Below are 17246 nucleotides of genomic sequence, written 5' to 3'. Positions count from 1 at the left end.
CAATGGAAGGCGGCAGGGACATGCAATCGCCTATTGATTTACGCTGCCATTCCCGCAAAAGCGGGTTTGATAGTCCGATGCTCGCGCAAAACGGTGAGACAGATGCCCACTTTTCAATCCGATGGTTTGACGCTGGCCTATGATGTGTTCGGCGAGGGCCCGCCCGTGCTATGCATCCACGGCTTTGCCTCGAGCGGCAAGGTCAATTGGATCGACACTGGTTGGGTCGAAACGCTGACCGGGGCAGGGTACCAGGCCATTGTTCTGGATAATCGCGGCCATGGCGCTTCTGACAAGCCCTACGATCCCGATCAATACTATCCCACCGACATGGCACGCGATGCGGTGGCGCTGCTTGATCACCTCGGCATCGAGAAGGCTGCGCTTCTGGGCTATTCCATGGGCGCGAGGATCGCGGCCTTCATGGCCTTCGAGCATGAGGAGCGCGTCGTCTGCGCCATTTTCGGCGGCATGGGGCTGAACCTCATCAACGGCCTCAGCGATGGCAATGATATCATCTCGGGACTTCGTGCGCCTTCTCTGGATGGCCTGACCCATCCCACGGCGCGCCAATTCCGCATCTTTGCCGAGCACACCGGAGCCGACCGAGAGGCGCTGGCTGCCTGCATGGAGACGTCGCGCCAGCCGATGGCACGCGCCGATGTGCGGCGCATCAATGTGCCCGTGCTGGTTGCGGTGGGGGAGGCCGACGTGATGGCGGGGGCGCCCGAGCCCCTGGCCGAGTTGCTTCCTGATGCCGAGGCTTTCGTTATTCCCAAGCGCGATCACATGCGCGCGACGGGCGATGCCAAGTTCAAGGCGGCAACCCTTGCGTTTCTGGGCAGGACATTGCCCACCAACAGCTGATCGTGAAGCAAATCGTGCGCCGGGGCTTTGTCTTGGAGCATGAGATGGCTTATATCGGTGTTTCTCGATGAAGCGGAGCCTGCCATGACCACAAGCGCCAAGATGGCATCGGATATCAAATCGGTGGACCCAGTCTGGGAAGCCGTGCGGGCCGGTGCGCGTCAGATTGTGGCGAGCGAGCCATCGCTGTCGAACATGGTTGTCTCCGCGATTTTGAATCACGACTCGTTCGAGCAGTCGCTGGCCCATCGCCTTGCTGCGCGCCTCAATCACGACGATGTGTCAGCGGACCTTATCCGTCAGGCTTTTGCCGAAACTCTGATTGATAGCCCCGATGTGGGTATCAGCGCGCGCGTCGACCTTGCCGCGACCATGGAGCGCGATCCGGCGTGCCATCGCGCAGTCGAACCGCTGCTCTATTTCAAGGGGTATCAGGCGATCCAGACGCATCGCTTTGCCCACGCCATGTACAAGGCCGGGCGCCGCGATTTCGCGCTCTATCTGCAGAGCCGTGCCAGCCAGGTCTTCCAGGTGGATATCAATCCCGCTGTCGCAATGGGCAAGGGCATCATGCTCGATCATGGCACCGGTCTCGTCATCGGCGAGACGGCCATTGTCGGCGACAATGTCTCCATGCTGCAGAATGTGACCCTCGGCGGCACCGGCAAGTCCGACCAGGACCGTCACCCAAAGATCGGCGATGGCGTGCTGATTGGCGCAGGTGCGACCGTGTTGGGCAATATCAAGATCGGCGATTGCTCGCGCATCGGCGCCGGGTCTGTCGTGCTCAAGGAAGTGCCGCCGCGCGTGACCGTGGCTGGTGTTCCGGCCAAGGTAATCGGGGAGGCCGGGTGCGCCCAGCCGGCTCTGGTGATGGATCAGGTCGTGATGGTCTACGACATTGCCAGCAACGACAAGTCAACAGCGTAGAGCGGGAATTGCACCTTCTCGGGACTTGTCTGGCTTAGTCGAAACACTAGATTGCGCCCAACGCTAACCAGCAGGATATGAGACAGTGAACCATCCCGAGATCATCAAGCTGCAGAAATTCCTGCAGATGAAGTTCGGCAATCCGAATATCGACGTGCGCCCACGCGTCAAACTCAACGATTCCGTTGAAGTTTTCATCGGCGATGAATCGATCGGTCTGATCCACGCTGACGACGAAGACGGCGACAAGTCCTACATCTTCAACATGTCGATCCTCGACATCGATCTGGATGACGTCGGCTAAAGCTGGCTACCAGGCGCCGATCTTTGTGAGCCATTGCTCCATTTCGGTATCGAACAGACGCCACGATTGCAGAACCGTGGCGTCGAACGCATAGACTGCGGCAATGCCGCTGGGCAGGTAGACGGTCCGCAGGCATTGCGCAGACCGGTCGGCCGACACTGCATCAATACATTTTGCCACAAACGGATTGGGTGACAGTGCGTCATACCAGACGCTTTCGCCCCCAAAGCCGTTGGTGGCCTGCATCGGTTTGCCGACCAATCCGGGATAGCCGTTCAAGGTCACATCACTAAACTGGTGCAGATAGACGCCATCGAGCAGGCTCGCGCTGGTGCGGGCGCGGCTGCGCGGCACCAGCGTCACATCGACGGGCAGGGCGGCAGCTTCGCCCTCAGGCTTGAACATCACCCGCAGGTCGATCTGGTTGGTGAAGCCGTCCTTGATCTGCTCGCCATAGCGAAACCAGCTGGTTGGAATGGTCAGTTCACGCCCAGACAGGGTCTGGGTGATGGGGCTGCCGTCGTCTATGGCGGGAACTGGAGCCCGGCTGGACTTGCCCAGTTCATCGACAAGATAGGCAATAGCAACCGCTGCCAGCAGCACGATGACGGCAATTGTGGCCAGGTTGTACGCAATTGAAGGATGGGATTTGGACCCGGTTTTCCGGGCCGTTTGTGACGTCATGGCCAGCGTTAACCAGAATCATTGCGGGGGAGTGACAGATGATTGGACTGTCAATATGATTAACAAGTCGTTAATTTTACACTGACTTGCTGGGGGGCAAGTTTGCGGGGAAGAGCAGATGTCGATGGAATTGATACTGCCGATCATGTTGGTCTCTGCCGGGATTTGCGTCGCGGGTGCCGGGACGCACCTGTATCAGTGGATCACCAGCAAGCAGGCGGAGCTGCGCTATGACGGCCAGACTTTCCTGCAGGTCGCCGGCAATCTTCTGATGAGTTTTTTCTGCGGGCCCTACATCATGCTGCAGCTCGGCTGGCGGCATGAGGCTGATGGCTCCATCTCCATGCCAGCAGCGCTGGTTTCGGCCGTTGTGGCGTTTGGCTGGGCGTTTCTGTCCGGCTTGATGTTCTTTGGTACTTACGTCGCTTTTCTCTAGTGCTGGGCAAAACAGCACTGAAAGCAATGAGGCCAGCTTGGGTTACCAAGCTGGCCTCATTCATCAGATCCCTATCAGGGTAGGTTTGGGCGGGATCCGGAAAGCCTGAGTGTTACTTGACAGCTGCCACGTAGATCTGGCGGTCGTCGATCATCTGAACCCACTTGCTGGTATCAGCCTGAGACTGGCGCTTGAGGAACTGGTAGGGCGTGTTGCTCCACAGGTCGACAGTGCCAACCTGGTTGTCGAGCACCAGGTCGCCGCGGTCGGTGCGGACCATCAGCACAGCATGGCCATTGCCATTGGCTTCGCGGACCACGGTCATCAGCAGGGTGCTGACAGGCCAGCCGGCATTGATCAGCTGGCGGCGCTTTTCGAGCGCGATGTCTTCGCAATCGCCATAGCCGTTCGGGTAGGTCCAGAATTCTTCGACGCCATAGAGTTCCATGTCGGTCACAGCGACGATGGACTCGTTGACGGTGGAGTTCACATTGAGCAGCTGCTTCCAGAGCGCTTCATCCAGGCCCACTGCATCAACGACGGTGTCGTTAGAGCGGCATTCGATCGGACGGGCCTTGCAGAACTCGGCGTGGCCAACCGGAATGCTGGTGGTGCCAGCAACGGTCTGCACGAAAGCGACATTGGTCAAATCCAGCGCCAGAGCGGGGGCGGCGAGCGATGCGAGGGCCATAACGGCTCCCAGCAGTGCAGTCCGTAGTCCCTTTGTGGTGGCAAGCATGGTGTGATCTCCCTGATGGAGACCACGTTAGAGAGGGCCGATTTCACCGGTCCGAAAGCTCGTGCGCAGTTTTTACGCAAATTGTATCGATCGGATTTACGATGAATTAACCATGCAAGTCAGGCGCTTAGCAGGGGTAGTTCAGTTCTGGATTCCGGCGAGCACGCGCGCATAGAGGGCATCGTCCTGCCCCGCACCCTTGCGGCACTGCTTGGAGCCAATGTGCACGCTGGCCGCCTTGGCCAGTTCAGGGGAAGCGTAGGTGAAGCTTTTGCTGATCACTTGGCCGGCATCGATATGCCAATTCTGGTGATGCGCCAGCAGGTTAAGACCTGCCGCGTCGAGCACCAAAGCGGTGACGCAGACATAGTCGTCGTCATGGCTGTCGTTATTGGTCAGGCGCTGGGATAGCTGCAATGTGCCGGTGCGCAGGTCCATCGCAATTTCAATGTCGACCCACTGGTTGCGCTTCCAATCCCACTTCTGATGATAGAGCGGGCAGGTGACGACGCCAGCTGCAGCCGTGCAGGTCTCGATCTCAACCGCTTTCCATGCGTAGTCGTGCCAGTCAGCGCGGCCGTCTGCCAACGCCGGATGTGCTGCGCAAAGAGCAAGAAGGATGATGGCAACGATGGCGGGTGGGCCTTTCACGGCCATCCTGCCGCTTGTGCTATTCGACACGCAAGTTCTGCTGCACCACGGCGAGCATTTCCTGGGACGAGGCGAACTCGACGGCGACGCCGTTCTGGAAATGGCGTGCAACGCGGGCGCGCATACGGCCCAGTGTAATCGGCGTGCCCATGGCTGGGCGGACATCAAGCTCGATCGCCGCGCCCGAGAGCGAGATGTCGATGATCTTGCAATTGTAGCGGCGGCCATCGTCCAGCACGACGGTGGAGTGGCGAATGTCGGGCACCACGCGCTCGTGGCGGCGGTCCTCGGGTAGGTTGAGGATATCCTTGTTGGCCAGCCAGGTCAGCTGGGCCGCCATCTTGTCGCGCTTGCGCGGGGAGGCGGCGATGTCCATGACGAAGCCGCCATCCATCTGGTTGACCAGCGTGCCTTCGATGCGGCCGATCTGATCGATATAGGCAACCACGCGCTCGCCGACGATCCCGGCCACTGGCGCGATGATCATGGCGTCGCCGGGCGACATTTCGATAACCTGGCAGGGGAACTCGCGACGGTCGGCTAGCATGTAGCGGCCGAGAACGGACACTTTCACGCGCTGGAACTTGGTATCTTCAGCCCGCGTGCGCTGTGGAGCGATGAACTGACTGGATAGGATGTCGTCGCTGAGCATGAGGTGACCGCAAAAGCGTGGTGTTTCCACAACATGCTAGTCGGTCTTGGTTAACGTATTGTTGTGTTGGGTCGCTGTCCGAACAGAAGTGTCGCGACAAAATGCAAGTATTTCAGACAGCTATTGGTTACTGGCGGCCGCCGTCGATTACTGCCAGGTGTGCATAACGGCGGGCAGAGCGGCCGTACACCACTGCGGGCATGCTGGCTGGTGTCGTTGCATTGTGGAATTGCACCTCGTTGACCACTTTTGTGGCTACTTCGCGGGCAGTGTCCTCAAAGGCGACGTCGTCTGGCCAGATCAGGCGCAGGCCGGTGATGCGCTGCTCCAGAATAGGCTGTACGCCCAGCCAATATGGGTCTTCGAGCGCAGTCATGGCGCCGAGCAGGCGGGTGTGGGTCGAACCATTGTGCCGAAGCGGCATCAGAATGGTTTCAAAGCTCACCTTGGTCTGCAGGGCAGTGCTGCCCTGGAAGGTAATGAGCGCCACAGCATGATCCTCGGTGACGGCGCGGATCAGCGTTTCCATGGCGTCGCCATCGCGCTCGTGCCAAAGGGCGGAGAATGAACGCCCCTTCAGCTCGCGGCAATAGCTGGTGCACAGATGCGAGCCAGCCAGACGGAACGAGAACTTCTCGCTTTCGTCGAGTTCGAGAATGAACGTGTTGGCCAGAGCTTCGCGAATACGTGTCGGGTCAATGTCCTTCCGGTCGGGAGCGCTGCGCGCACCACGAATGGAATTCCAGTAGTCATAGAGCGTTCTTGTGCTCGTCTTTTGCATATCTATATGACCCGCCATAACCGGCGCCTGAGGATCCCGTAGGGAATCCCCGTCGCTGTGGGCCGACTTTGTCAAAAGGTCGCGAGAAAAGCGCCCTTAAAGAATAGTTAAGGTTAACGCCGCTGGCCCAATGTGGAAAAGAAGAGTGGAACGGGCGCTACGCCTGCGAGTCGGAGTGATGCGATGAGTGAAGAAGACCGGGGCCTAGAAAATCCGGCCCCTGCCGCGCGTGAGCCGGTGTTCCTGCTGCCCGGCGCAGTGACGGCGCTGGCGGCTGTGATGGTCGCCGTTCACCTTGCATCAACCTACATCTTTAACCAGGAGACCATGTTGCATGTGCTCTTCTGGTTTGCCTTCCAACCGCTTCGGATCATCGCGGCGGAGTCGGATTTGTCGCTGGCGATTCCGCTGATCTGGACGCCATTTACCCACGCCTTCCTGCATGGTGGTTGGGAACACCTGATTTTCAACGTCGCTTGGCTGGCCATTTTCGCCACCCCGGTCACCCGTCGCTATGGGGCAGGGCCGATGCTGGCGATTTTCTTCGTCTCGGCAGCGGCAGGTGCGGCGCTGTTCGCTGCCACCACGCTCTATTCCGGCGCTTACCTGATTGGTGCCTCGGGCGGGGTGTCGGGTCTCACCGGCGCGGCAGTTCGGTTTATGTTCCAGCCCGTCATCGTGGGTCGTCACCCCGAAACGGGTGAGCAGATCGTCCTGGGTCGTCGCCTGGCCGGCTTCCGCGATATTCTGCGGGACACCCGTGCCCGCACCTTCATCGCCATCTGGGTGGTGCTTAATGCCGCCGTGCCGCTGCTCCCGCTGCTGGCCGGGTACGACGTTCAGATCGCCTGGCAGGCCCACCTTGGCGGGTTCTTTGCCGGTCTGTTGATGGTCGGTCTGTTCGAGCGCAAGCAGTAGGGGTGGATGCAGGAGTAGACCTCATCCTGAACTCGTCGAAGGACGAGGCCGTTGCACCAACGCCTCCACTCCCGCGACCTCGTGGTTCGACAGGCTCACTATGAGGTCTTTGGGACAGTCCTCGCCTCAAAACACGGGCTGTCCTCGGACTTGATCCGAGGACCACTATCCGCACATGCCGCGTTGGCAGAGGCCCTCGGATCAAGTCCGAGGGAAGCGCCGGTGGGTGGGATTGGACTGCGGACGAACGCTAGTAAACGTCCTTGGGATCAAACAGCTTCGGCAGGCCGGTATCTTCCAGCGTTACAGCGCCGTCGACGAGGCTCACCCGACGATAGAAGCAGCTCTTGCGCCCGGTGTGGCAGGCAGCGCCGCGACCAGTCTGCTTGACGGTAATGACGATGGCGTCCTGATCGCAATCGGTGCGCAGCTCAACCACTTCCTGCAGTTCGCCCGAGGTTTCGCCCTTTTTCCAGAGCTTGCCGCGAGAGCGGGACCAGTAGTGCGCAATGCCGGTGTCGATGGTCAGTGCCAGCGCTTCGGCATTCATATGCGCCAGCATCAGCACTTCATTGCTGCCCGCCTCGATGGTCACAACCGTGACGAGGCCAGCCGCGTCAAAGCGCGGGGCGAAATCGGTGCCTTCTTCCAGCTGATCGTGGGTGAGGGCGCTCGGGTCGGCAAAGGAAATGGTCATGGCGCTTTCTAACGCGATGAAGGATGCCAAATCCAGCCACGATCGAATCGTGGCTGGGGCAGGGCTTAGCGCTTGCCGATCAGACCGAAAAAGCGATCCTGCTCGACGCGGTCTTCGGCAAAGACGCCGGTGAAGCGGTGGGTGATGGTTGCGGCGCCGTGGGCGCGCACACCGCGCATCGACATGCACATATGCTCGGCTTCCAGCATCACGGCCGCGCCGCGCGGGCCAAGATGCTCGTTGATTGCGTCGATGATCTGCGCGGTGAGATTTTCCTGCGTCTGCAGGCGGCGCGCGAACACTTCCACGAGGCGCGCGAGCTTTGACAGCCCTACCACGCCATCATGGGGCAGGTAGGCGATGTGCGCCTTGCCCACAAACGGCACCATGTGATGCTCGCAATGGGAATTGAACGGAATGTCGCGCACCAGCACGATGTCATCGTAGCCGCCGACTTCCTTGAAGGTCTTGGACAGCACGACGCCAGCGTCCTGCTCATAGCCCGAGTAGAACTCCCCATAGGCTTTCGCGACGCGCGCTGGCGTTTCAAGCAGGCCCTCGCGGGTCGGATCATCGCCTGCCCAGGCGATCAATGTGCGTACTGCGGCTTCTGCCTCTTCGCGCGTGGGGCGGGGCAATGCAGTAGCGGTTACCGGCGTTGCGCCGATTGGCTTGGTGCGGGCATCCATGAGGTCAGCTCCTTTACGCTCGGCTCCCAATACGCACCGAACGCGATTTTGGACCAGTCTGGCAGCATGCAGCCCTGACAGCCAGCGTGCGACGACCTATATAAGGTCCGAGGCGAGAGCCGACAAGAAACAGAATTGTGCGTTTTATGGAACTGAGCGATCTCTATTCCCAAAAGATACTCGATCTTGCGGGCAATGCTGTCCAGCCGGGGCGACTGGCCCATGCAGACGCCAGCGCGCGCAAGGTGAGCCGGGTTTGCGGGTCGGTGATCGAGGTTGATGTGGTCGTGCGCGACGGCATGATCGCCGAGTATGGGCATGAGATTTCAGCCTGCGCACTGGGGCAGACGTCTGCGGCCGTCGTCGCGAGAGAGGTCATCGGCACGCCGATTGGCGAGTTCCGCAGCCTGCGCGATTCGATGCACGCCATGCTCAAGGATAATGGCGCGCCGCCCACCGGCAAGTGGAGCGATCTGGCCTACCTCGAGCCCGTTCGAGAGTATCGCGCGCGGCACATGTCGACGCTGCTGGTGTTTGACGCGGTAGTTGAGGCCCTGGAAAAGATTGAGTCTCTGGAGTCGGTTACGGTGAAGTCCTGATGGAGAGAGTCATCAGTCTGTTCTGGCGGGTGATCGATCTGCCGTTCAAGTTTGCATCAGTCTTTCTCATCACCATCTATCGCTACACGCTATCGGCCTTCGCGGGCCGCACCTGCCGTCACCTGCCGACCTGTTCGGAATATACCAGCACCGCCATTTGGAAATTCGGCTTCTGGCCGGGCGGCTGGATGGGGCTGGCACGGTTTGTCCGGTGCCGTCCGGGCGGAACCCACGGCTACGACCCAGTCCCCGAGGCGATCCCGCTTGGGGGGCGCTGGTACACGCCGTGGACCTATGGGCGGTGGAAGTAGGCTGCAGCTGATACCGCCACTGCGCGTCACCCTCGGCCTTGCCACAGGGTGACATTCCCCGCACGCAGTATAATCGTATCTAACCCGCCACCGCCGGGTCGGCGGATGGCCGCCCAACTTTCCGCAGCAAAAACAGCGCGTAGATGAAGGTCGGGATCTGCACAGCGATTGGTACAATCAGCAATTTCGGATCGATGGCGGTTGGTTCGCCCGCGGGGACGATGTTCACGATGCTCAAAAGGTTGGAGAAGTCCCATAGCGCGTGGATGAACATGGCCGGAAGGATCGAGCCGGTGCGCACCACAATGGCAATGAACAGCAATCCGCTCATGGCGGCGGTGATGGACTGGGCGATAGCGCCGGGCAGGTCGCCGGTGGTCAGGGCGTTGAGCGAATGAACTGAGCCGAACAGCACGGTCGTAATGATGATCGCCGGCCAGATCGGGATTCGTGACAGGAGGCCCCGGAACAGCACGCCGCGGAAGGCCATCTCCTCGGAGAAACCGACGAGGATCGTGTTGATCGCCAGGTAGCCGATCACCTGCGGCGAAGGCAGGCCAGTGATCAGCGTGAAGCTGAAGAACGCCAGGATGTAGAGCAGCGGAAACCAGAGCAGCCGAATTTCCTTGGGGCGCTCGGGCCATTTGAAGGCCACGTCCCACCACCGGAAAACGATCACGCAGATGGCCAGAAACAGCGAGGCATACAGCAGGTTGGGCGAAATGCCGTTGGTAACCCCCACAGCGATGGAATGGTGCACATCGCCCGTGTGGGGAATCCAAACGCCCCAGAACACGGTGATCCCCACCCAGATCAGCACAACGGCAACAGCAATTGGTAGACGCAGATTGTCAGCACGCATGCGGAGGCCCCCTTGCCGCAGAGTCTGTGAGGCCTAACTATTACATTGGCGCCTGTAAGTGTCGATTGGGACACGCGCAACGGGCTGGCATAGGCGCGAAACCGTGCTAGACAGGCCGCCTTGTTGCGATTTCCGCAGCATCAATCCTATTTCTGGAGACCTACAATGACGATCAAGGTGACGTTCCCCGACGGTGCAGCTCGCGACTATCCGCGTGGCACCACCGGGACCACCGTGGTCGAAGGCATCTCCAAGAGCCTGGCTAAGAAGACGGTGGCCATGCGCTGGAACGGCGTACTCAGCGATCTCAGCGATCCGCTGGAGGCCGACGGCCGCATTGAATTCGTGACGCGCGACAGCGGCTCCAAGGATGCGCTGGAGCTGATCCGTCACGACGCGGCCCACGTTCTGGCTGAAGCGGTGCAGGAACTCTGGCCCACGACGCAGGTGACCATCGGTCCGGTGATCGAGAATGGCTTCTATTACGACTTCAAGCGTGATGAGCCATTTTCGGAAGAAGATTTCCCCGCCATCGAAAAGAAGATGGCCGAAATCATTGATCGCGGCGCTGCCTTCACCAAGGAAGTCTGGACCCGCGATCAGGCCAAGGCGTTCTTTGATGCCCGCGGCGAAAACTTCAAGGTCGAGCTGGTCGACGCCATTCCGGCTGACCAATCGCTCAAGATGTACAAGCAGGGTCAGTGGATCGACCTTTGCCGTGGCCCGCACATGCGTACCGTCAAGGACGTAGGTCATGCCTTCAAGCTGACCAAGGTGGCCGGTGCCTATTGGCGTGGTGACAGCAACAATCCCGTGCTGAGCCGCATTTACGGCACTGCCTTTGCGACCAAGGAAGAGCTGGACGCCTATCTCCACATGGTGGAAGAGGCGGAAAAGCGCGATCACCGCAAGATCGGCCAGGAAATGGATCTCTATCACTTCCAGCCGGAAGCGCAGGGATCGGTATTCTGGCATCCAAAGGGCTACGTGCTCTACAATCAGATGGAGGCATACATCCGCCGCCGTCTGAACGAGTCCGGCTATGTGGAAGTCAAAACCCCACAGCTGATGAGCTCGAAGTTCTGGGAGCAGTCCGGCCACTGGGGCAAGTATCGCGAAAACATGTTCGTGGTGCCGGACGAAGTGCCGGGCACGGAAGACGAAGGTCCGGTTCTGTCGGGCAAGGGCGACCTGATGGCGCTCAAGCCGATGAACTGCCCGGCGCACGTGCAGATTTTCAATCAGGGCATCAAGTCCTATCGTGATCTGCCGCTGCGCATGGCCGAATTCGGCTGCTGCCACCGCAACGAGGCCCATGGCGCGCTCCATGGCCTGATGCGTGTGCGCCAGATGACCCAGGACGACGCGCACATTTTCTGCCGCGAAGACCAGATCCAGTCCGAAACCGAGCATTTCGTGCATCTGCTCTATTCGGTCTATGGCCACATGGGCTTCGACAATGTCGTCATCAAGCTTGCCACGCGCCCCGAAAAATTCGGTGGCACCATCGAGCGTTGGGACGCGGCCGAGAAGGCGCTGGGCGATGCTCTGCGCGCGACCGGATATGACTTCGAGATCGCGGAAGGCGAGGGCGCATTCTATGCACCCAAGCTGGAATTCCACCTCAAGGACGCCATTGGCCGTTCCTGGCAGGTTGGTACGCTGCAGCTCGACTATGTGCTGCCCGAGCGTCTTGGTGCGACCTATGTCGCCGAAGACGGTTCGCGCCAGTATGCTGTCATGCTGCACCGCGCGATCCTGGGCTCGCTCGAGCGCTTCATCGGCATGTTGATCGAAAACTACGCCGGCAAGATGCCGATGTGGCTCGCTCCGACCCAGGTCGTGGTTGCCACCATCGTGTCGGAAGCCGACGGCTATGCCGAGCAGCTGGTGCGCCAGCTCAAGGCGGCCGGCATTCGTGCCGAGATCGACGTGCGCAACGAGAAGATCAACTACAAGGTGCGCGAGCACTCTGTGGGCAAGGTTCCGCTGATGTTCGTCGTGGGCAAGCGCGAGGCCGAAGAAGGCACCGTGTCGGTCCGTCGTCTGGGCACCGAGGGGCAGAAGGTTGAGCCATTCATGGACGCTCTGGTGTCCCTGATGGGTGAAGCCGCCGCGCCTGATCTCAAGGCAAAGGCTGCTGCCTAATGCCACAACGTCCGTCCAACCGCGAGATCAAGGCACTTACTCACTTAGGTGAAGAAAACGCGCTTGGACCCGGCGATTTCAAGGATATCGGCGAAAAGGTTTTCGCCGGTATGCTCAAAAAGGGCTGGGTGATTGAAGCACCCGGCCTGCCGGGCAAGTATCGTGCGACCATCAAGGGCCTGACTATCCACGAAGGTGAGATCATCTTCGCGGGTCGGTATCGGAACTAAGGCTACCCCTACCTAACCTCCCCCTGAAGAAAGGGGGAGGAATTCGTCCGGTGGGTGGGCGATATCGCGTCGCAGACTGGATCTGTTCCGCCCCCTGTCAGGGGGAGGCTAGGAGGGGTATCCCGTACAAAGATGCCAGACCTGATCCCCATCACCCGCTCCATCTCCATCGATCCTGCCGAATTCGAAGAGACCTTCGTACGCTCGTCCGGCCCGGGCGGGCAGAATGTCAACAAGGTGTCGAGCGCGGTGCAGCTGCGCTTCAATCTTGAGGCGTCTCCCAACATTCCCGAGGCGATGAAGCGCCGCGTCGCAATTTTGGCGGGCAAGCGCCTCACCAAGGATGGCGTGATCGTCATCACGGCCAACAGCCATCGCGATCAGCCAATGAACCGTACCGAGGCCGTTGAACGGCTGGTGGCGCTGCTGATTGAAGGCTCCCATGTGCCCAAGGCCCGCGTCGCCACACGCCCGACACTGGCCTCCAAGCGCCGTCGCCTCGATGGCAAATCTGTCCGTTCCGGCATCAAGAAGCTCCGGGCTGGCAATATAGACGCAGAGTAGACCCATGACCGAGACGAGCCTGAAGTTTGGAACCTCCGGCCTGCGTGGCCTTGCTTTGGAGCTGCAGGGCCAGGCCGCACGGCGCTACACGGCGGCATTCCTCCGTCATGTCGGCGCGGCCAATGGCGGCAAGGTCTATCTGGGCCGGGATTTCCGCGCCTCGAGCGCAGCCATTCAGGCAGATTGTGCGGTGGCGATCGTTCAGGCGGGCCTTGAACCAATAGATTGCGGCCATATCCCGACGCCCGCGCTGGCGCTCCATGCCATGGCAGCGGGATGTGCGGCGATTATGATCACCGGCAGCCATATTCCATCTGACCGCAACGGTCTCAAATTCTACCTGCCCAGTGGCGAGATCAGCAAAGCTGATGAGGCCGGTATTCTGGCCGCACTGCGCGATGAGTTGGTGCCGGATACGGACACTTCCCAGCGTGACGAGGCCGATGCTGCAGCCGAGCGCTACTTCGAGCGCTTTGCTACGCTATTACCCGAGGCCGCGCTCGGTGGCCTCACCATCGGTGTGTTCGAGCATTCCACCGTGGCGCGCGACCTGCTGGTGCGCATCCTCGAGCGGGCTGGCGCCAAGGTCGTCCGTCTCGCACGGCGCGATGATTTCGTCGCCGTCGACACCGAGGCGTTTGGAGACGCAGTGTTCGCGCCGCTCTCTGGCTGGATCGCCGAACACAAGCTCGACGCTATCGTCTCTGCTGATGGCGACGGTGATCGACCTTTACTGATGGATCGCAATGGCGCCTTCGTGCGGGGCGACGTGCTGGGCCTGCTGGCCGCGCAATATCTGGGGGCAGGGACGGTGGTGACCCCCGTCACCTCCAATTCCGCCATCGAGCGCACCGGCTATTTCCAGACCGTGCTTCGCACCAAAGTCGGCTCGCCCTATGTGGTTGCGGCGATGGAAAGCGCGCGTGGTGCAGTGGTGGGCTTTGAGGCCAATGGCGGCACGTTTGTGGGCCACGGTGTCAGCGTTCGGGGCGAGCCTCTGTCAGCGCTGCCCACGCGCGACGCAGTCCTGCCCGTGCTCTGCGCGCTGGGCCTTGCCGCCGCGCAGGGCAAAACGCTGGACCAGATTGTTGCTGCTCTGCCATTGCAACACGCGCTGGCAGATCGCCTGCAGGATGTGGCGAGTGCCAAAAGTGCCGCGTTCCTTGGGCAACTGCAGAACGAACCCGGCTATGCGGAGGCGTTTTTTGGCACGCATGGGATTGCGGGCCTCGCCACCATCGATGGGCTTCAGTACCGCACAGCGTCCGGCGACATGGTGCATTTCCGCGCTTCGGGCAATGCGCCTGAGTTGCGGGTCTACGTCGAGGGCAGCACGGCCGAGACGGCGCAGGAGCTGCTGACATGGGCCATGGGCGCAACGGCTGAGGCCATCGCCTAAAAAAGAAGGGCCACCCGGAGGTGGCCCTGATTGCTTACTTCGCCGAGGCGTCGATGGTGACCTTGCCGAGCAGCAGGCTCGGGTCTTCTTCTGCCGCCATGAAGTCTTGAAGCGACAGGCCGGCCGCGTCCTTGGCGGTCAGTGCGATGCTCAGGCTCTTTGCCTTGCCGCCGAGGAAGGCGCTGATCGCACCGCCGACTTTTTGCGCCTCTGCAACGCCGGCGAGATAGCCGATCACGGTGCCTTCGGCAAAACCGGCGATGATCGGGCGCAGGGTTTCCGGCTTGGTCTTCTGGTCCTTGGCCGCAATGCTCAGGATCAGATCAGACAGGCCGGCATCCACGGCATCAGCCTTGATCGTGCGGATGGCGAGGCCCATCGCAGCCATGAGGGACTCGTTCTCGTCGAGGCTGAACAGCGCTTCCGTGGCGTTGATGATGCTGCCGCTGACGGCAAGCGAGCCGAGGTCGACGCCGGAAATCGAAGCGTCGTTGATCAGGATCGAGTTGCTGGCTTCGTCCCAATTGGACGAGAAGTTGAACCCGGCGTCAATCGAGGTCACGCCCAGCGCGGCGAGCTGGGCAAAGGCGACATCGCCCGAGTCCTTGGGCAGATCGACGATGATGTTGCTGGCAGAGCTCTTGAGGTCGGTTGGGATGCCATTGCGATAGGCCCCCAGCGACAGATCGAACGCGCCGACATTGACCACGATGCGCTCATCTTCGCTGGATGGATCTGGAACGTCGATGGCCAGGGCTTCCATAGAGAAGCCTTCAAACGCCGGGAACAGTGCGCGGGCATTGTCTTCAAACCATGCGGCGTCGATGCTTTCAGGGGCCGCGTTGATCACGGCGATCGGGCCAGAGACGTCCATCGGTTTGAAGGAGAACGAGCCGACCGAGAAATTGCCGTCGCCTTCCACGGTGACATCAAGCCCCTCAACCGTCAGGCCGGGATAGATGCCGGGGGACATGCCCGTGGTGGTCATGCCGGCCACCGAAATGGTCAGGGCGCGGCCTTCATCGTCCACGCCGTCGCAGTCGAAGCCGTCGAAGGTGACGGGGGTCGATTCAAACGCGGTGAGGAAGTTGGCGTAGACGCGGGCGATCTTGCCCATTTCTTCAGGCGATGGATCCCCGGAGCCCTCAAGGCTTTCGCCCAGCGCGAGCAGCTCGGCATAAGAATAGCCCAAGGGGCGCGCCTTGAGCTCGTCGAGGCTGGCGGCGCCGACGGTGCAGGCGACCTCTGGAGTTTCGATGTTACCGCCCTCAAAGGTGAAGTCGGTATAGATGGTCTTGAGTTCGGTGGCGGTGCCAGGGCCGACGAGGCCATAGAGACCGAGCACGCCGCCGATGTCGAAATTGTTGGCCGACATCGCACCGATATCAGCGCCGCCCAGATCGCCTGCATCGACGGTGATGCCAGCCAGCGAGATCGAGCCGGCAATGCCGTCGGTCACGTCGTCGAGGACAACGTCGTTGAACGTCACCTTGGTTTCGCGCACGTCGTCACCTTTGGTGATCGTCGCGATGAGGTTGATGGCCGGGATCGAAATGCTGGTGGCGGTCAGGCCAGCGAGGGCCTCCGCATTGCCCGCAACATTGCCGCTGAAAATGTCGCGCAGAACGCCATCTTCCAGATTGGAGCCGACGCTGTCGATGCCGGGAATATCAACGGAAAGATCGGTGGTGGAGACCTGAGCCTCAGTCGTGGCCGGTGTTTTGGTCTTGGTTTTTTGGGCCATGGCCGGAACGGCGGGCAGGGCGACGCTCAGCAGGCAGGCTGCTGCGATCGCGGCAAGCCGACGACGGGACGGGAGGGTGATCGTCATGGGGGCGTTCTCCGCTGAAATTTGGCGCAATCTGGGGCATACGGCGTTTCGCTTCAACAGCTAAACGCAGAGACCTATTGCGGTTTGGGGCCGGAATAGACCGTGGTCAGCACTTCCACATCGTGGGGTGACCCCGATTGGACCTGAAACTCGCGATTGAACACCTGGTCGCCCTGCTTGGCCAGAACGAGGTAGTCACCGGCCGCGAGGACGGTCGTGGGGAACGCGCCGAGGTCAGAGAAGATGGTCGCGCCATCAGTGGTCTTGACGGTCCATTCTACGTCCGCGATCGCCTCGCCACCGGGCTCTGAGACGAGCTTGAACGAGATCTGGCTGGCGTGATGGTAAAGCGTGGCGTCAGTCAGCTGGCCAGGCTCAACGCGCAGGTCGGCGCGCACCACGGCATTCACTGTGCCGAAATGGGAGACGATGTGGTAGGTGCCGGCGTTGAGCGTGACGATGTCGTTGGCCAGCAAGCCCTCGCCAATCATCTGACGGCTGCCCTCGGTGCCGCCGGTGAAAATGTCAAACTTCAACAAGTTCGCCGGGATTGGAATGTCGCCAGTCACTGCCGAGTTGAGTCGGAGCGCCCCTGCGTCGAGCACAAAACTCTTTGAATTGGCCCCAGGCACAACGGACATGGTTTCGCTGGCCTGCGCGCGCCCATAGGCGACGTGGACCACATATTCGCCCGGTGGTAGCTCGATGGCCGCTTCGCCGTCATCGGACTTGGCGACCAGTGCGAGTTCGCCGCTGGCTGCGGGCTTGGTATCAAAGATGCGCCACACCAGACCATTCGGAATAGGTGCAGCGTCTGCGGTAATGCGCGCGGTGAGTGTGACCGGCTGCGGCGCAGAAGTGAGGGCAGAAATGGCTTCGGTCGCCGGTGTGCTGGCGACGGGCGCTGCGGGGGCTGGTGCCGCGTCCGCAGGGGCCGCCTCGTCGGGGTTGGGG

At 60.8% G+C, this 17246-nt stretch carries 21 protein-coding genes; 11 read left to right on the top strand and 10 right to left on the bottom strand.

All coding sequences use genetic code 11. From position 1 onward, the window contains the following. Positions 1-102 precede the first annotated feature (102 nt). The 3 genes from WH87_RS13300 to WH87_RS13290 all read left to right on the top strand — a co-directional run bounded on the left by WH87_RS13300 (position 103) and on the right by WH87_RS13290 (position 2101). Positions 103-867 (top strand): alpha/beta fold hydrolase, encoded by a 765-nt coding sequence (locus WH87_RS13300; protein WP_046138789.1) that lies wholly within the window; start codon positions 103-105, stop codon positions 865-867. An 84-nt stretch (positions 868-951) separates the two neighbouring features. Then, entirely contained in the window at positions 952-1797 is an 846-nt protein-coding gene (cysE, locus tag WH87_RS13295) for a serine O-acetyltransferase (RefSeq protein ID WP_046138827.1), read from the top strand. A gap of 85 nt (positions 1798-1882) precedes the next feature. Further along, positions 1883-2101, top strand: coding sequence for a DUF3126 family protein (locus tag WH87_RS13290; protein WP_046138790.1), 219 nt, complete (start codon positions 1883-1885; stop codon positions 2099-2101). A 6-nt stretch (positions 2102-2107) separates the two neighbouring features. On the opposite strand, the gene WH87_RS13285 is transcribed toward WH87_RS13290, so the two are convergent. Continuing rightward, on the bottom strand, positions 2108-2785 hold the full coding sequence (locus WH87_RS13285; protein WP_046138791.1) for a hypothetical protein: 678 nt from the start codon (positions 2783-2785) through the stop codon (positions 2108-2110). A gap of 118 nt (positions 2786-2903) precedes the next feature. On the opposite strand from WH87_RS13285, the gene WH87_RS13280 reads away from it, so the two are divergent. Beyond that, the gene (locus tag WH87_RS13280; protein WP_046138792.1) at positions 2904-3221 is read left to right on the top strand and encodes a DUF6949 family protein; all 318 of its coding nucleotides are present in this window, start codon (positions 2904-2906) and stop codon (positions 3219-3221) included. 112 nt (positions 3222-3333) lie between these two features. On the opposite strand, the gene WH87_RS13275 is transcribed toward WH87_RS13280, so the two are convergent. From WH87_RS13275 to WH87_RS13260, 4 genes are all read right to left on the bottom strand, one after another. Next, the gene (locus tag WH87_RS13275) at positions 3334-3960 is read right to left on the bottom strand and encodes a transglutaminase-like cysteine peptidase (protein WP_046138793.1); all 627 of its coding nucleotides are present in this window, start codon (positions 3958-3960) and stop codon (positions 3334-3336) included. Between the two features lie 141 nt (positions 3961-4101). Next, complete coding sequence (locus WH87_RS13270; RefSeq protein ID WP_156458231.1) at positions 4102-4611, bottom strand: hypothetical protein; 510 nt, start codon at positions 4609-4611, stop codon at positions 4102-4104. 19 nt (positions 4612-4630) lie between these two features. Beyond that, positions 4631-5263, bottom strand: coding sequence for a PilZ domain-containing protein (locus WH87_RS13265; protein ID WP_046138795.1), 633 nt, complete (start codon positions 5261-5263; stop codon positions 4631-4633). Positions 5264-5390: 127 nt separating this feature from the next. After that, positions 5391-6044, bottom strand: a complete 654-nt coding sequence (locus tag WH87_RS13260; RefSeq protein ID WP_046138796.1) for a PAS domain-containing protein — start codon at positions 6042-6044, stop codon at positions 5391-5393. 183 nt (positions 6045-6227) lie between these two features. On the opposite strand from WH87_RS13260, the gene WH87_RS13255 reads away from it, so the two are divergent. Further along, positions 6228-6962: a rhomboid family intramembrane serine protease gene (locus WH87_RS13255; protein ID WP_046138797.1), complete on the top strand. Its 735-nt coding sequence runs from the start codon at positions 6228-6230 to the stop codon at positions 6960-6962. Positions 6963-7212: 250 nt separating this feature from the next. On the opposite strand, the gene hisI is transcribed toward WH87_RS13255, so the two are convergent. Next, the gene (hisI, locus tag WH87_RS13250) at positions 7213-7659 is read right to left on the bottom strand and encodes a phosphoribosyl-AMP cyclohydrolase (RefSeq protein WP_046138798.1); all 447 of its coding nucleotides are present in this window, start codon (positions 7657-7659) and stop codon (positions 7213-7215) included. A gap of 65 nt (positions 7660-7724) precedes the next feature. Further along, the gene (gene folE, locus WH87_RS13245; RefSeq protein WP_046138799.1) at positions 7725-8348 is read right to left on the bottom strand and encodes a GTP cyclohydrolase I FolE; all 624 of its coding nucleotides are present in this window, start codon (positions 8346-8348) and stop codon (positions 7725-7727) included. Positions 8349-8494: 146 nt separating this feature from the next. On the opposite strand from folE, the gene WH87_RS13240 reads away from it, so the two are divergent. Continuing rightward, positions 8495-8947: an iron-sulfur cluster assembly scaffold protein gene (locus WH87_RS13240; protein ID WP_046138800.1), complete on the top strand. Its 453-nt coding sequence runs from the start codon at positions 8495-8497 to the stop codon at positions 8945-8947. Then, a complete protein-coding gene (gene yidD / locus WH87_RS13235; RefSeq protein WP_046138801.1) occupies positions 8947-9258 on the top strand; it encodes a membrane protein insertion efficiency factor YidD in 312 nt (103 codons plus the stop codon). The genes WH87_RS13240 and yidD overlap by 1 nt, the downstream gene beginning before the upstream one ends. A gap of 79 nt (positions 9259-9337) precedes the next feature. Here the strand turns inward: yidD and WH87_RS13230 are convergent, their stop codons facing one another. Then, positions 9338-10120, bottom strand: coding sequence for a CPBP family intramembrane glutamic endopeptidase (locus tag WH87_RS13230; protein ID WP_046138802.1), 783 nt, complete (start codon positions 10118-10120; stop codon positions 9338-9340). Between the two features lie 165 nt (positions 10121-10285). Between WH87_RS13230 and thrS the strand changes: the two genes are divergently transcribed. The 4 genes from thrS (at position 10286) to WH87_RS13210 (ending at position 14461) form a co-directional block, all read left to right on the top strand. After that, on the top strand, positions 10286-12268 hold the full coding sequence (gene thrS / locus WH87_RS13225; protein WP_046138803.1) for a threonine--tRNA ligase: 1983 nt from the start codon (positions 10286-10288) through the stop codon (positions 12266-12268). Next, positions 12268-12498, top strand: coding sequence for a hypothetical protein (locus tag WH87_RS13220; protein WP_046138804.1), 231 nt, complete (start codon positions 12268-12270; stop codon positions 12496-12498). The genes thrS and WH87_RS13220 overlap by 1 nt, the downstream gene beginning before the upstream one ends. A 132-nt stretch (positions 12499-12630) precedes the next feature. Beyond that, positions 12631-13062, top strand: coding sequence for an alternative ribosome rescue aminoacyl-tRNA hydrolase ArfB (gene arfB / locus WH87_RS13215; RefSeq protein ID WP_046138805.1), 432 nt, complete (start codon positions 12631-12633; stop codon positions 13060-13062). A 4-nt stretch (positions 13063-13066) separates the two neighbouring features. Beyond that, positions 13067-14461: a phosphohexomutase domain-containing protein gene (locus WH87_RS13210; RefSeq protein ID WP_046138806.1), complete on the top strand. Its 1395-nt coding sequence runs from the start codon at positions 13067-13069 to the stop codon at positions 14459-14461. A 34-nt stretch (positions 14462-14495) separates the two neighbouring features. Here the strand turns inward: WH87_RS13210 and WH87_RS13205 are convergent, their stop codons facing one another. After that, complete coding sequence (locus WH87_RS13205) at positions 14496-16292, bottom strand: hypothetical protein (RefSeq protein ID WP_046138807.1); 1797 nt, start codon at positions 16290-16292, stop codon at positions 14496-14498. Between the two features lie 74 nt (positions 16293-16366). Next, positions 16367-17246 (bottom strand): hypothetical protein (locus WH87_RS19825; protein ID WP_052952329.1); only part of this gene is annotated, 880 nt, incomplete at its 5' end.

This window comes from Devosia epidermidihirudinis (assembly GCF_000971295.1).
Classification (GTDB): Bacteria; Pseudomonadota; Alphaproteobacteria; order Rhizobiales; family Devosiaceae; genus Devosia; species Devosia epidermidihirudinis.
This window is presented reverse-complemented; position numbering and strand designations above follow the sequence as displayed.

Coding starts and splice junctions, on each gene's coding strand:
- WH87_RS13300 (WP_046138789.1), top strand. CDS start 103: ATGCCCACTTTTCAATCCGATGGTTTGACGCTGGCCTATGATGTGTTC.
- cysE (WP_046138827.1), top strand. CDS start 952: ATGACCACAAGCGCCAAGATGGCATCGGATATCAAATCGGTGGACCCA.
- WH87_RS13285 (WP_046138791.1), bottom strand. CDS start 2,785: ATGACGTCACAAACGGCCCGGAAAACCGGGTCCAAATCCCATCCTTCA.
- WH87_RS13280 (WP_046138792.1), top strand. CDS start 2,904: ATGTCGATGGAATTGATACTGCCGATCATGTTGGTCTCTGCCGGGATT.
- WH87_RS13275 (WP_046138793.1), bottom strand. CDS start 3,960: ATGCTTGCCACCACAAAGGGACTACGGACTGCACTGCTGGGAGCCGTT.
- WH87_RS13265 (WP_046138795.1), bottom strand. CDS start 5,263: ATGCTCAGCGACGACATCCTATCCAGTCAGTTCATCGCTCCACAGCGC.
- WH87_RS13260 (WP_046138796.1), bottom strand. CDS start 6,044: ATGCAAAAGACGAGCACAAGAACGCTCTATGACTACTGGAATTCCATT.
- WH87_RS13255 (WP_046138797.1), top strand. CDS start 6,228: ATGAGTGAAGAAGACCGGGGCCTAGAAAATCCGGCCCCTGCCGCGCGT.
- hisI (WP_046138798.1), bottom strand. CDS start 7,659: ATGACCATTTCCTTTGCCGACCCGAGCGCCCTCACCCACGATCAGCTG.
- folE (WP_046138799.1), bottom strand. CDS start 8,348: ATGGATGCCCGCACCAAGCCAATCGGCGCAACGCCGGTAACCGCTACT.
- WH87_RS13240 (WP_046138800.1), top strand. CDS start 8,495: ATGGAACTGAGCGATCTCTATTCCCAAAAGATACTCGATCTTGCGGGC.
- yidD (WP_046138801.1), top strand. CDS start 8,947: ATGGAGAGAGTCATCAGTCTGTTCTGGCGGGTGATCGATCTGCCGTTC.
- WH87_RS13230 (WP_046138802.1), bottom strand. CDS start 10,120: ATGCGTGCTGACAATCTGCGTCTACCAATTGCTGTTGCCGTTGTGCTG.
- thrS (WP_046138803.1), top strand. CDS start 10,286: ATGACGATCAAGGTGACGTTCCCCGACGGTGCAGCTCGCGACTATCCG.
- WH87_RS13220 (WP_046138804.1), top strand. CDS start 12,268: ATGCCACAACGTCCGTCCAACCGCGAGATCAAGGCACTTACTCACTTA.
- arfB (WP_046138805.1), top strand. CDS start 12,631: ATGCCAGACCTGATCCCCATCACCCGCTCCATCTCCATCGATCCTGCC.
- WH87_RS13210 (WP_046138806.1), top strand. CDS start 13,067: ATGACCGAGACGAGCCTGAAGTTTGGAACCTCCGGCCTGCGTGGCCTT.
- WH87_RS13205 (WP_046138807.1), bottom strand. CDS start 16,292: ATGACGATCACCCTCCCGTCCCGTCGTCGGCTTGCCGCGATCGCAGCA.